A 14,273-nucleotide genomic window follows, 5' to 3' on the forward strand; every position below is an offset into this window, starting at 1 on the left:
AATATGGATAAAAGGTCTGCTATTTTCATCATAGTCAGTTTTATAATTTTAATAGTAATGTTCCATTTCATTGGAATTGAAAATGTTTTGGATGCTTTAAAAAAAGCTAACTTAGGTTTAATAGCTTTGGCTATTCTTATCCAGATATTCACTTATTTTTTATACACTCTGCGTTGGAAACTGGTCAATGATGCGGTAAATATCAAGGTCAGCTTCAGAAGGCTGTTTCCTATGATGATGGTAGGGCTTGCGGTTAACAACATCACTCCTTCAGGTCGTGGAGGTGGAGAACCTGTCCGGGCTTATATTTTGTCTAGGGAAGGTGGCTATGATTTGAAAGATACTTTTGCAGGTGTTGTGGCTGATAGGGTTTTGGATACATTTCCATTCATTGTTCTTGCAGCAATAACAATTGTGGCAATGATTTTGTACTTTGAGATTCCCACCTGGCTGGTTGTTGTTTTGGTATTGTCCGTAATAGGCATTCTTGTGGTTTTGGGAATTCTTGTCTATTTATGTATAAAACCGAATTTTGGAAGCGCCCTTGAAAAATTTATTTTCAGAATCGTTAGAAGATTCTATAAAAAAAGTTCTGAAGATCTGGAAAAAAAGATTCATGACAATATCTTCGGTTTTCAGGAAACCATGTCTGTGCTGATTTTAAACAGAAAGCTTTTGTATTACACTATTCCTTTGTCCTTTTTGATTTGGATTTTTGAGATTTTAAGGGTATATGTCGTATTTTTGGCATTTGGAGCCTCTTTGAATGTGATCGTCATCGGTGAGGTATTCATTATCGCTTCTCTTGTCGGTATGATTCCGCTTCTTCCTGGTGGTCTTGGGGCTGTTGATGGTATTATGATTGGTTTTTATTCAAAAGCGGGCATTTCACTTTCACTTGCAGGGCCTGTAACATTGATTGAAAGATTGATTTCATTCTGGATGGCTACAATTATAGGTCTGGTAATTCTGCCTTATTACGGTTCATCCGTTTTGGAAAAGATATCTCTGCGTTCATCAGCTGAACAGCTTGATGAGTCCACAAGTGATGAAGATTAATTTTTCATAATTGAAATAGTAAGTGAAAATAGACTTTTCTGATATATTTTTGAATCGCATGCATGCAAAAAATTAATTACTATTATCAGCAAATAGTTGTTCATGAACATTAAGGCACCAATAATAATGGAGTTAATTTTCATCGTTATTTCCGTTTTGGTATATATTACAACTTCCAACACATTTTTCATATTCAATTTCCTCTATATCGGAACTGCAATAGCTGTTGGACTGTTCATGATGGCTAAAAATTACAGATACGCAAGAAACCTGATTATGCTTGCAGTTGGATGTTACCTGTTTTTTTATGTTGGCATTTTAGGTCATGAAAACTTGTCCCTGTCCGGATTTTGGTATTATTTAAGTTTAGGTGTATTTGAAGGTGCCGTTATTCATTTTCTAATTGCAAAAATCCTTGGGCCATTACTGTTTGGCCGTGGATGGTGCGGCTATGCCTGCTGGACAGCGATGATATTGGATCTGCTGCCTTATAAAACCCCTCAAAACGAAAGGAAAAACTGGGGATATGTCAGATACATATTATTTTTAGCAATATCATGCGGTGTATGTTCACTATTCGTTTTTAAAGTTGCCAATCTTGATTCAATAATGTTTTACCTGTTTATTTTAGGAAATGCGGTTTACTATATTCTCGGAATTGCTCTGGCATTTTATCTAAAAGACAATCGTGCATTTTGCAAATATGTCTGTCCGATTACTGTATTTTTAAAGATTTCAAGCTACTTTTCACTTTTAAGAGTTAAAGTCAATGAAAATGAGTGCATCAGTTGCGGCAAATGTGTAAGGGCATGTCCGATGGATGTTGAAATGTTAAACAATTCCAGAAAAAGAGAAAACGGTACGGAATGCATATTGTGCCTTAATTGTGTTCACAATTGTCCGAATGATGCTCTGAAATTATGATTTGAGAAGCAGGTTTAATTTGAAAAATGAGCCTGTTTTTCCATATTCCATGTTGAACCACCCCACCCTCTTTTAGGGTGGGTGGTTCAATTCATCATTTCATCAAATATTTTAATCTTATCCTTAATAATACCATCACTTTGTCTTTTTGCACCATTTTTTCTGAATTTAAAGTTAACTATGCTTTGACCTGTCAACTCTGTCAATGAATACTCATCTTCATGTACAGTGAGGATTGTGAATTTCAAATAATAAAAAAGGATATTAGAGCTTGTTTAAGAATAAAGATATGGGAGAATTTAATAATCTTTAAGAGACAGCCGCTCCCTTAAATGAAATCTCCCTTTGGCCTTGCCTCAATCCCGAAGGACTCATACATCGCCCGGGTTTTCGGATTGGACTCGATTGCAAGGTACCTGTCAGGGTCATATCCATGTTTTGGCATGACTTCCTTTTCAAGCCAGTACTTTTTTAGTTCATGGGGACGTTTGCCGAAGTTCCAGTATGATTCATTAATGTTCAAATCTGTGTTTTCCTTGATATGCTTCAGGGAGTCTTCTGAGGTATAGTCTGGACTTGCAGTTATCAGGATGACGTAGTTGTCCTTTATTAGGTCAACCAGCTCATGCTCATACTTCCTTTTGCTGATTTTTTCGGGCAGCTTTTCATACCTTATTGCCCAGGAATTGGATATGAGGGTATAGTTCAAATCGAGAAGAATAATCTTGTCTTTTGGAATCTGCAGTTTATCGTTTAATATTTCGTCCTTCTGGTCATCTTCAATCAGTTTCTGACCGCAATTTAAGCAATATTCCTCTTTTGTGTTGTTTTTAGTGCTGCAGGCAGGACAGACTTTCATGTTATCACACTTCTGCTCATAGACCTGCCTGAATAGATTCATGAAATAATCGATATCGTCAGGTTTGCATTTGAGCTTATAGTTTGCGTTTCCTCCGGTTGACTTTTCGCAGATGTTGACTGCTTTTTCTGCATCATCAAGGTTTTCCCCATAGAGGAAGATGTTGAATGACGATTTGAGAAAGACAACCACACAGATAAGATTATTGCCGGCCTTGAATGAAAACTGATCTACCATATATTTGATGGAGACATCATCATATTCATTCAGAACCCTATTTTTCAAATCATTGTATAAATCAAGCATTTCCGGAGATTTGCCTTCAAGAAGCATTTCCTCTGTAATTTTCAGCTCATCCAACTTTATGTCCAGCCTTTTATTGAAATCACCGTTGATTTGACGATATGTAATGAAGCCGTTTTTCCCATCACACTTGTATAATGTGGCCCGGTAAAGCTCAAAGGGATATTCGGGATTTTCACTTCTTTTGATTTGCTCTTTGGTGAACTTGGGGCCGATAATCATCACTTTCGCTTTTTTAAAATCAAAATCCTCCTCACTGAGGCAGGTGTTGAATTCCTCGTTAAATCTGTCGATGTATATTTGGCGATTGTCCTGAAGCAGATTGTAATATGTTTCTGACTGATTTAAAACCTCAAAGTCAATCTTGTTTTTGTATTCGATGATGACAAACGCTTTTTCCTTTTCATCATATGCAAGCCCGTCAAGCCTGAAGTCGTGGAATTGAAATTCGGCCGTGATGAGCTTCAAGTCAAAAAGCTCACTCAGATGACCATTTGTTATTGTCTGAAGATAATATTCCTTTTCAAATTCGATTATTTCGGTCATGTTTAAAAGTTTATTAATCACATTATATATACTATCTATATGAAAATCATAACTTGGAACTGCAACGGCAAATTTCAGGAATCTTTTAAGGAAATAATTAAGGAAAATGCGGACATTTATGTTATTCAAGAATGTGGAAATCCTTCAGAATCAAAATCAGATGATTATAGGCAATTTGCATCTAATTATTTTTGGGTTGGAGCAAATAAGCACAGGGGATTAGGAATATTTGCCCGTGACGAAGTGAATATGGAATTGGTTGACCTGGACGATGAGGGACTTAGATATTTCATACCTGTTAAGGTGAATGATGACTTTAATCTTTTAGGCATATGGACCAATCCGGATATGGAAGGTACAAAAGTGGTTCATTATCCAAAAGAGGTCACCAAATATTATGAGGAACATAAGGACTCAGGGTTTTTCAATGAAGACATGATTATGTGTGGGGATTTCAATTGCGATGTACGACTTGTAAACAAGACTCATGGAAAAAATGTCTATGAAATGATGGATAAACTGTCTGAAGTGGGTCTTGTAGATGTTTATCATTATCTGAATGATGAGATTCAAGGTGAGGAAAGCAAGTCAACATTTTTCATGAACAGGAAGTTAGAAAAACCGTTTCATTTGGATCATGTTTTTGCATCACCCGATAAGATTAAGGATTTAGAGATTCCGGAACCTGAATACTGGATGAATTTCAGTGATCATGTGCCTATAATTTTTGAAATTTAATTAAAAGTTTGAATGAAAGAACATGTTATCTTGATAGTTCGAAGGGAAGTGTGTTTATGGAAAATTTTGATATGAAAGGAATTATGGATAAATTGAGCAATGAAAGAAAGCTTTTTCATTCCGAAGCAGATTTTCAATTAGCTTTAGCTTGGATAATAAAAGAAAACTATCCTGATTATGAGATTTTTTTAGAATGGCGCGATAAAATTGGGAATAAATATAGATATTTTGATATAGTTTTAGAGAAAGATGAAAAAATTATTCCAATAGAGTTAAAATATAAGACAAAGAAACTAGAATTCCATTCATTTAATTTAAAAACTCAAAGTGCAAACGATTTGGCCTGTTATGATTATTTAAAGGATATTCAACGAGTGGAAAGTTTAATGAAAAGTCCAAAATTTGAAAAAGGATATACTATTTTTTTAACTAATGATTTAGGATATTTAAAAGAACCGAATCCGAATGCAGGCTATAAGGAATTCTCTATTCATGATGGCAGAAAAATTAATGAGGAATGCAGTTTAAATTGGGGAGAATCAAGTGGCAAGGGCACTAGAAAAGGTCGGGAAGATCCCATAACTTTAAAGTTTGATTATCACTTTAAATGGAAAGATTACTCTAATCTAAATTCACAGCTTCGCAATGATGAATTCAAATATTTATTGTGTGAAATAAATGGAATAAGAAGAGAAATATTTACTAAGGAAAGATTCATGTTAGCTCCTAGTGGAGTATTTGTACGAGATATGAAACATTTGAAATCATATGGGACTATTGATGAGATAATAGACTTAATGAATAGTGTTAACGAATCAGATAATCGTGCTGTTGAGATTATTAAAAAAGAACTTGAAAAACAAGATGATAAAAATGTTAAAAGAGTTTTAATGGAAATATTAGATTCAATTAAACATTAACATCAAATATTAGCTATTCAAAACTTACTTTAAATATACTTGTGAAAAATCAAAAAGTTAAAGTAAAATTTGATTTTATGTTATAAATGTTAATTCTAACTTTATGATAAAAAACTGCTATATTAAATGAAAATATACGTAAATTCTTTTAGAATATTTTGTTCATTCAGATAACAATGATTATAGACTCCAGTATAATAGTCAAGTTTGTAAAGTAAGGTTAGTTTGATTTTTGAGAAAGGATGTTTTCAATGAATCTTTTAATTCTTTCTATTTTTTCTTCACCAGGAATTAAACCGAAGCCCCCAACAGATTCAACTTTCCCATAATCTTCATAATATAATCTATCGTTACTTCCAGGATATAGGACATATGCTCCAATCGTGTTTTTAATTGCATCCTTATATGCATGCATCTTTACAATATCCTCATTTTTGAATGTTTCGGAATCAACATACATTTTGTATTTCGCATCAAAATGGATGAAGTAAATTTCATCACCATAAATCTTTAAGGTATAATCTGGTCTCAATTCAACAGAATAGGTCTTGTAGTCATCACCAAATCGGTTAAATGTTTTGTTATATAACAAATCAATATCGATTCCATTGTAATTAAATCTTTTGAATATGCCTTCTCTAAGCTCAATGGAAAGTCCATCATCACTGATTTTGAATATGTCTTCAAAGTTAACTTTTGTTTGACACAATTCATTCATAATTTCAATTAATTTAAAATAACACCAGTATTCATATAGTTCATAGAGTTTTTTCTCATGCCCTTTGAATTTGTCAGATAAATCCTTCCAGTTTAACTTAAAACCAAATTCAAACATCAAATAATATGATAAAAGATCTCTGTAACCCTCCTTTTTCTGTAAAACCTGTGAATTTAGAGGAATATAATCCAAACGCGAAATATCTCTAAAATATTTTTGAGATAAGTAATAATCCAATTCCTTTTCGTAGGTTTTTAATTTATCATACACATAGCCTTCATCGATTTTGGTGAGCAACTCTTCAATCAAATTGCTGATTTGTTCTAAAAAGTGTTTGTAGAATCTGTTTTCAGCAACATCAATTGTATCTTCATATTTGGTTTCATTAACTCTTAGTGGAATGTTGTTGTATAATTCTTCAGAGTCAAGTATTGCATCAATCAAATCATCTGGATTGATGTTTGCCGCAAATGAAATAGGAACCTCTTCTTCAACGTTCTCCAATGTTGAATATAGGTTTCTTGAGAGATACTCAACAATTGAAGGTAGGTGTTCTTCCCTTAATATATACTCCAAAAGCATGAATTTCTCATAAGGGCTTTGATTTTCATTTTCAAGGATAAATTCTTGATAAATTGGGGAGTTTAACTCAAAAATTATTCCGGAAGAATATTTGGATAAATCACCAATCATCTGTGGGTAGTGTTTGTTGTAATTGAGTTTTCTGGATTGGATTTCAATCGGCAGTGAGAATACACACTCTTCATTTTTATAAATATCCAGAAATGTCTTTCCCACATAACTGGAAAACTGCAGATAGCCTTTGTAGTTGTCTTCAAATTCCATTATGGTTAATGGGGAATCATCTTTAAAATTTTTAAGAGTTTTGAATGCTTGGATATCTTTATGTGTGGTTTCAAAAGAAATGTCATATCTTAACTCTTCTAAAAGACAGATGTTGGCGAATTCATTTGCTTTATTAAAGATAATTGGTATTGTTTGGGTATGATTATATTGGATTGGAACATTATTCAGCGAAAGGTTATCAATTTGTGTTATATTGTTTTGCGAGTATTTGCTTTCGCTTGACAGTGTAATTGTGCCATAATCAGTATCAATTTTAAGAATCTGTTTCATTTTAAAACCTAATTAATAAAGGATACATACCTTTGTTTGTCTAAAACATCAATCATCTCTTCAAGCTTCGCTTTTGAAGTAGGATAGTTTTCACAGGCTTCTAAAAGCTCATCCAATGTTTCGCCAATTACTTTTTGTGATCCATGCAGCTTTGGAAGCATCTTCTGTTTGATTTGGGCATCAAAATACCTTTTCCAATTAGCCCAGTTTTGAGGGGAGTTTTCGTATTTATATGCAACAGCCATAAATCTCACGATTTCATTGATTACTCTAAAACCAAAGTCAAAACCGGATTTTTTAAGAATTTCCTGGAATTTGAATATTTCATCTGAAAGTTCATTCCAGAATTGGTAATTGTTGAAGATTTTTTCAAGTTCTTCAATAGCCATATCTTTAATTTCATGGTCTTGCAATATGTCTTCCAGATATTCAACATTGCCTTTCGGTGCTTTAAGGTAAAATTTGCCAGTCATATAATCTTTGGCAGAAAATGTTTCAAATTCAATGGTATTGGCACGGTCCAAAACCTTTGGAGAAAACATATATGTTGTTTCATCAACATTGACGGTACCGACAATGTATAGATTATCAGGTATTTCAAGCTCTTCCTTTTCATGCAATGGAATTGCCTCTTTACTTTCAATTGCTGATAAAAAGTCTGCAAAATATCTTTCAACATGAGAAAGGTTCATTTCATCTAAAATAAGAAAATGTGGGTTTGAATGCTGTTGTGAATGTTTGATTAAATCATATGCAGGAGTGTATTGTGCTTCATTCTTAATGATGTTAAAGTATCCAATGATATGCCTATTTTCAGTCCAGTTTGCACCAACAGGGATGATTCTGTAATTGTCTTGTTGATTTAAGTATTGAGCAAACAATTGGGAAAGTTTGGTTTTACCTGTTCCAGAATTGCCAGTTAAAATTACAAACGGTTTGATTTTAAGGGATAGAAGGTAATTTTCAATAGTTTCTCTTTCAAAATAGTATCCTTTGTCAAGCAGATAGTCATAAAAGGAATCGTATTTTTTTTCTTCAAATAATTTTTTAATAATCTCCAAATAGGATTTCTCTGTAATATCTGTCAATGTTTTTTGAGGGAGTGTACCTTCATATTCCCAATTTCCTTTATGGGTCCAATTAATTTTTCTGAATTTAGGATAAGGTTTGGAAGAATCATATTTATAATTTGATTCAATTATGCCTCTTCCAATGATATTATTAATTCCATGTTTGACAAACACAACATCCCCTATTTGAATATCATGGGCAAATTGCCAGCAGGCATTCACAATATTTTTATAAGATCTATTATCATTATTTGCTTTTTGTAAGTCACGTCGTATTTCATCAGGTGTTTTATATAGATTTATATCCTTAGTGCCCGGAAAATTAATACCAACTTCGTTTTTTTGTTGGAAATCATCCCACCAGATTGAATCTTCACCTGCTGATATTATCCAATATCGAATCGGTTCGGAACCTATTTCAGTTACTTTGGAAGTAGAATTTTTAGGTAACATGTCTATTTCAATCCTATCTAATCTTCTTGTTTTATCATATTTTTCTAAAGCTTCAATCAATTCATCTCTAATTGTAAAATAGAATAATCTTCTGTTATCTTCATGATTTTTAAACTCTCCATAAAATAATCTGGACCACCATTCTTCTTTATCGTCTTTATTATATAATGCATCTTTATTGAAATGCTTTTTTAATCTTTTTGAGGTATAAATAATCGGGGAATTATATGTCATAGGTTTTTCATCAATATATCCTAATTTATGCCTTTCTTTAGCGATATCATCAAAACATGCAGTATGATCTTCAAAATTATACATTATTTCCAAAACATTGAGCATTCTTGTATCAATCAGATTTTCATCTTCCAAGGCCTCAATCCATTCATCAACAGTCAGATACATGTTATCGGAGTAGTTATTTAGAACTATTTCAAACATGTCTAAAAAGTTGGATAAGTCATTTTCAAGAATTTCATCAGAGGGAATATCTGATTTTTCATAAAATTTGGAATAGATTGTTCCTTGGACATAAAGGTTTGCAGTGTTTGTATTGCTCAATAAATCAATTGTTTCTTGATACTCTTCTGTGTTTATTCCATATGATTTAATAAAATTTCTAATATTTCTAGATTTTGTTTTTAAGTAATTTGGTAAGTATTTTCCATATTTTCTTTCAATTTCTGAATTATGGAAAGCTCTTAATACAATATAAACTCCACTCATATCGGATTTAAATAAATAAGCTACATCAATGTTGTTTTTGTTTATGACCTCTTTTATTCCAAATGCGATTCTAGGTATCTCTGCAAGATTGCCTTTACCTGCTGAAGAGCCGCAGAAATGTTTATCAGAATCTATGATTTCATTTATATGTATTGGAATATCATTTGTAATGAAGTGAGCTATTGGAGCACTGGTTGTGCCAATACTTTCTTTTGCATCCAGATATTCATCTAAAACTTTTTGGAAATCTTTTCTTATACTTATTTTATTTTTATCAACGGAATCTGTTGAAGATTTTAGATTATACCTACATTCTTTAAACAGGGGGCATTGGTCACATTTGGGATTTTCAGGACGACAATACTGTCTACCAATATCAAAGCATGTTGAATCGATGATTCCTGGAAATTCAGGATTTATTTCTCTTGCTTTGTTTTTTATTTGTTCATCTGTTGCATCGTCATCAAAAAACAATCTTTTCATAACTCTTACAACATGAACATCAAGAGAAACATCAATTGATGAGTATTCACTCATTTCAATTTTAAACTGTGTTGCAAGTATTTTAGCAGCCATTGCGGCAATATTTGGACCAACCCCTTTGAATTCTAGAAATCTTGATACTACTTCTTTACTGCTAGGATTATCGGACCATATTTTTGAAGCATTCCCCTCATAATCATTTTTAATTTTATGCACGGCTTCATAGAAATCTTCCGCACATTTATCATTGAATCTGTGGTATTTTTTCTCATTAAACAGCTTTTTATATTCCTCTAATGAAACATTGGCAAGAAAATCAATATCAAAGCGACCGAATTCAACAGATATATTATATGGGATTGCCCATGCTCTATGAGCAGGTATCTGCTTGTCCATCACACACCCAAGCACGAATGCATGAGGATATTCATCTAAATTATTCAATAAGTTGTTTATATTTTGATCATCTGTAAACTTAACAAAAGTATTTGTATCATCATCTTTTGTTTTAGCTAGTTTTAATAATTCACTTTCCATTATTATCCCCATAATTTTTTATTTAAATTTTAAAAATGTCCAGATTTAATGTTTTAATTTATAAGATAAATTATTTATTTAAAATGTAATAAAATTATGTATATAAATTAAAGGATTGTTAATAATGGCAAACATGTGGATCGTTCGCGCAGGTGAAAAAGCGTTTTTAATTGATGATTTTAAAAAACAAAATATTGTAGTTATTGGTTGGGAACTAAATGATTTATCTGGAAAAAATCCTGATGAGATTAAGCAACTTATGCAGGAAAGATATCCTGAAGCCAGTAAAACCTCCTTGGGGTTAAATTCTGCTCAAGTAATCAAATTTGTTTGTGAATTCGAAATTGGGGATTATGTAATCTCATATGATCCTCATAGTAGAATATATCATGTGGGCAAAATCATTTCTGATTACTATTACTCTGATGAATTGGCTAAAAAATACAATACTCATGATGCCTATTGCCATTTTAGGGATGTTGAATGGGTTGGTGAGACAAAAAGAGATGATTTGACACAAACTTCGCTAAAGCCACTAAAGTCAGTAATGACTTTATTTAAAATTAACGATGCTGCCAAAAATGAGATATTGACAAGAATGAGCAATGATAAAATAGAATGGACAGAATTTTATATGGAATTTGCCGATAAACTATTGGAATACCAAAATGATCGGAAAGAACTAATTAATAAAATCCAAAAAGTTTATTCTAATTTAAAAATGGATTTGCCAAGTCTGGAAGGGGATAATGAAGGCAATTATAAAATTCCATATGATATAGATCCGTTTACCGTATTTGCCCTTTTTAATAAAAGCATCACTTCTGAAAATCGTATAAACATATTAACTCAAATTAAAAAGGAATTTTCAATCGATTCTGAGGTTCCACAAACATTTCATGGAGTTGCATTGGTAAATAATCTTAAGGCAACTTTTTATCGATTTGAGGAAAATCGTGGAAAAGATGATATAAATAATATTTGGAACCTATTTGAAGAGGCAATTAACTTTTCGGAGGACAATCGTGAAAGATTCATGGATTGTTACGATAGAATATTGCCTCAGGGAGGCATTCGATGGAACATTACTATGGCATTAAACTGGATCCAGCCTTTTACCTTTATTAATTTGGATTCAAATAACAGAAATGTTTTGTCATCAGATGAAATATTTTCTGAAGAGTTTAAAGAAGAAATCAAATCTCTGAAAGAACCTCCTAAGGCTGAACAATACTTGCATATTTGTGAAGAATGTAGAAAGGCAATCAACAGCACAGATAAATATTCTAGTTTCCCAGAATTGTCTCATGGAGCATATCTTTCAAAATCGGATGATGAATCTGATGATGGAATTGGAGATGGTGATGTTAGACAAACTCATTACTGGTTAATTTCACCAGGTATTGGAGCAATATATTGGGATGAATTTTATGATAAAGGATATATGGGCATTGGATTTGGAGAAACCGGTGATTTAAACCAATATAAATCCAAAGAAGAATTGAAACTTAAAATTCAGGAACTTCATGGGGATAATTCTTCCCACAGACATGACGTAAATGCATGCTGGCAATTTGTACATGATATTCAAATCGGTGATGTGGTATTTGCTAAGAAAGGTATGGGGGAGATTATTGGAAGGGGTGTTGTCCAATCAGACTATGAATATGATGAAAACAATACATTTAAAAAAATTAGAAAGGTTAACTGGACCAATAAGGGCAATTGGGAATATGAGCATGGAAAATTGCCTATGAAGACATTAACTGACATTACAGTTTATCAGGAAATGGTTGATAACATTAAAGAATTCTTTGTTGATGATGATTCGGATGATGATGAAGAGTCACAATATCCTGAATATGGTGTAGATAAGTTCCTTGAAGAGGTATACATTAACGAAAAAGATTATAACACTCTGGTTGACTTGGTTAAAAACAAGAAAAACATCATTGTTCAAGGTGCTCCTGGAGTTGGAAAGACATTCATGGCCAAAAGATTGGCATATTCCATAATGGGTGTTAAAGATGTTAATAAGGTAATGATGGTTCAATTCCACCAAAGCTATTCCTATGAGGACTTTGTAATGGGTTTTAGGCCTTCAAAAGAAGGTTTTGAGCTAAGACACGGAACATTCTATAAATTCTGTAAAGAAGCCCAGGAGGATGATGAAAATGATTACTTCTTCATCATTGATGAAATTAATAGGGGAAACTTAAGTAAAATCTTTGGTGAACTATTTATGTTAATTGAAAATGATAAGAGGGGAGAAAAAAATAAAATTCAGCTCCTTTATTCAGATGAATCATTTTTTATACCAAAAAATATCCACATTATCGGTTTGATGAATACTGCTGACAGATCATTGGCAATGATTGACTATGCTTTAAGGCGCAGATTTGCATTCTTTGATTTGAAGCCAGGATTTGAATCGAGTGGATTTAAAAGATACAAGGATAAATTAGAAAACACCAAATTCAATAGATTAATTGAAGTCATGAAAGAATTAAACCATGACATCAATGATGATGAATCATTAGGGGAAGGATTTAGAATAGGTCATAGCTATTTATGCAACATAAAATCTGATGATGTTGATGATAAATTAAATTATATTGTAGAATATGAACTTATTCCCCTTTTAAAGGAATACTGGTTTGATGAGTCTGAAAAAGTCAATAACTGGTCCGCCAGATTGAGAAGTGTACTTGATGATAGTTAAGGAGACCATCTATATCAAAAATATCTATTATATGCTCTCTTATGCGTTCAAGGTCTTGAATGAGAGGGAATATAGAAAGATTGAATCTGAAAGCTTCGACAATGCAGCAGATTTGCTTTCGGAAATTCTTGTAATTGGTGTTTCCAAACAGATTAAGCAGGGTCTTGTGAAGGATTATATTGAAGTTACAGAGACCACCTCATCAATCAGGGGCAAGATCAACATTACCGAGTCAATAAATTCACAGAGCTTCATCAAAAGGCAGCTGAACTGCACCTATGATGAGTTTTCTCAAAACTGCTATCTGAACCAGATTTTAAAGTCAGCAATGAAACTTTTGGTAAAAGCTGATATTGCACGTGAGAGAAAGAAGAAACTGAAGAAAGTGCTGATGTATTTTGAGGATGTCGATTTGATTGATTTGAAATCAATCAACTGGAAGATACGCTTTGACAGGAACAATCAGACATATAAGATGCTCATAAATATCTGCTATTTAGTGATTAATGGATTGATTCACTCTGAAGTGAACGGACAGCAGAAACTGATGAGCTTCTTGGATGACCAGAGAATGAGCCATTTATATGAGAAATTTATCTTGAATTACTACATTAAGGAACATCCGGAGATTAAAGCTCATGCACCTCAAATAGACTGGCAAATCGATGATGGTTTGGATTTCCTGCTTCCAAAAATGCAGACCGATGTGACATTGGAGTATGAAAACAAGATTCTAATCATTGATGCCAAGTTCTATTCGCACAACATTTTGCAAAATTATGGAAAAGATATGCACCGCACAGGAAATTTATATCAAATTTTTGCTTATGTTAAAAATAAGGAAGTTGAGATGCAAGGAAAAGATGTGGAAGTTGGTGGAATGTTACTTTACGCCAAGACATCTGACAGCATCCAACCGGATAGTGACTATGTGATGAGTGGTAATAAGATTTCAGTGAAAACTCTTGATCTGAATCAGGAATTTAATGTGATCAAAGAGCAATTGGATTCTATCGTTAATACTTATTTAATAAAAGAAGAATATTCATTTTAATAATTATTATTTTAGTAAAATTTAATA

At 32.7% G+C, this 14,273-nt stretch carries 10 protein-coding genes; 6 read left to right on the forward strand and 4 right to left on the reverse strand.

Annotation, left to right across the window (positions count from 1 at the left end):
* Positions 1 to 3: 3 nt before the first annotated feature.
* Positions 4 to 1,059, forward strand: coding sequence for a UPF0104 family protein (locus tag ACJMML_RS04190; protein ID WP_405306120.1), 1,056 nt, complete (start codon positions 4 to 6; stop codon positions 1,057 to 1,059).
* Positions 1,060 to 1,161: 102 nt separating this feature from the next.
* Positions 1,162 to 1,983 (forward strand): 4Fe-4S binding protein, encoded by an 822-nt coding sequence (locus tag ACJMML_RS04195; RefSeq protein WP_405306121.1) that lies wholly within the window; start codon positions 1,162 to 1,164, stop codon positions 1,981 to 1,983.
* Positions 1,984 to 2,069: 86 nt separating this feature from the next.
* On the opposite strand, the gene ACJMML_RS04200 is transcribed toward ACJMML_RS04195, so the two are convergent.
* Positions 2,070 to 2,231, reverse strand: a complete 162-nt coding sequence (locus tag ACJMML_RS04200) for a hypothetical protein (protein ID WP_405306122.1) — start codon at positions 2,229 to 2,231, stop codon at positions 2,070 to 2,072.
* A gap of 80 nt (positions 2,232 to 2,311) precedes the next feature.
* Positions 2,312 to 3,691, reverse strand: a complete 1,380-nt coding sequence (locus tag ACJMML_RS04205; protein WP_405306123.1) for a hypothetical protein — start codon at positions 3,689 to 3,691, stop codon at positions 2,312 to 2,314.
* Between the two features lie 39 nt (positions 3,692 to 3,730).
* Here ACJMML_RS04205 and ACJMML_RS04210 point away from each other — a divergent pair, with 39 nt between their 5' ends.
* On the forward strand, positions 3,731 to 4,429 hold the full coding sequence (locus ACJMML_RS04210; RefSeq protein ID WP_405306124.1) for an endonuclease/exonuclease/phosphatase family protein: 699 nt from the start codon (positions 3,731 to 3,733) through the stop codon (positions 4,427 to 4,429).
* A 56-nt stretch (positions 4,430 to 4,485) separates the two neighbouring features.
* Entirely contained in the window at positions 4,486 to 5,349 is an 864-nt protein-coding gene (locus ACJMML_RS04215; protein ID WP_405306125.1) for a hypothetical protein, read from the forward strand.
* Positions 5,350 to 5,569: 220 nt separating this feature from the next.
* Here ACJMML_RS04215 and ACJMML_RS04220 read toward each other — a convergent pair whose 3' ends face one another.
* Positions 5,570 to 7,204: a DUF2357 domain-containing protein gene (locus ACJMML_RS04220; protein WP_405306126.1), complete on the reverse strand. Its 1,635-nt coding sequence runs from the start codon at positions 7,202 to 7,204 to the stop codon at positions 5,570 to 5,572.
* Between the two features lie 8 nt (positions 7,205 to 7,212).
* Positions 7,213 to 10,470: an MrcB family domain-containing protein gene (locus tag ACJMML_RS04225; protein ID WP_405306127.1), complete on the reverse strand. Its 3,258-nt coding sequence runs from the start codon at positions 10,468 to 10,470 to the stop codon at positions 7,213 to 7,215.
* A 124-nt stretch (positions 10,471 to 10,594) separates the two neighbouring features.
* On the opposite strand from ACJMML_RS04225, the gene ACJMML_RS04230 reads away from it, so the two are divergent.
* Positions 10,595 to 13,192, forward strand: a complete 2,598-nt coding sequence (locus tag ACJMML_RS04230) for an AAA family ATPase (RefSeq protein ID WP_405306128.1) — start codon at positions 10,595 to 10,597, stop codon at positions 13,190 to 13,192.
* Positions 13,182 to 14,246, forward strand: coding sequence for a 5-methylcytosine-specific restriction endonuclease system specificity protein McrC (gene mcrC / locus ACJMML_RS04235; RefSeq protein WP_405306129.1), 1,065 nt, complete (start codon positions 13,182 to 13,184; stop codon positions 14,244 to 14,246). Before ACJMML_RS04230 ends, mcrC begins: the two co-directional genes overlap by 11 nt.
* Positions 14,247 to 14,273: the final 27 nt, after the last annotated feature.

Source organism: Methanobrevibacter sp. (genome assembly GCF_045130115.1).
GTDB lineage: Archaea > Methanobacteriota > Methanobacteria > Methanobacteriales > Methanobacteriaceae > Methanocatella.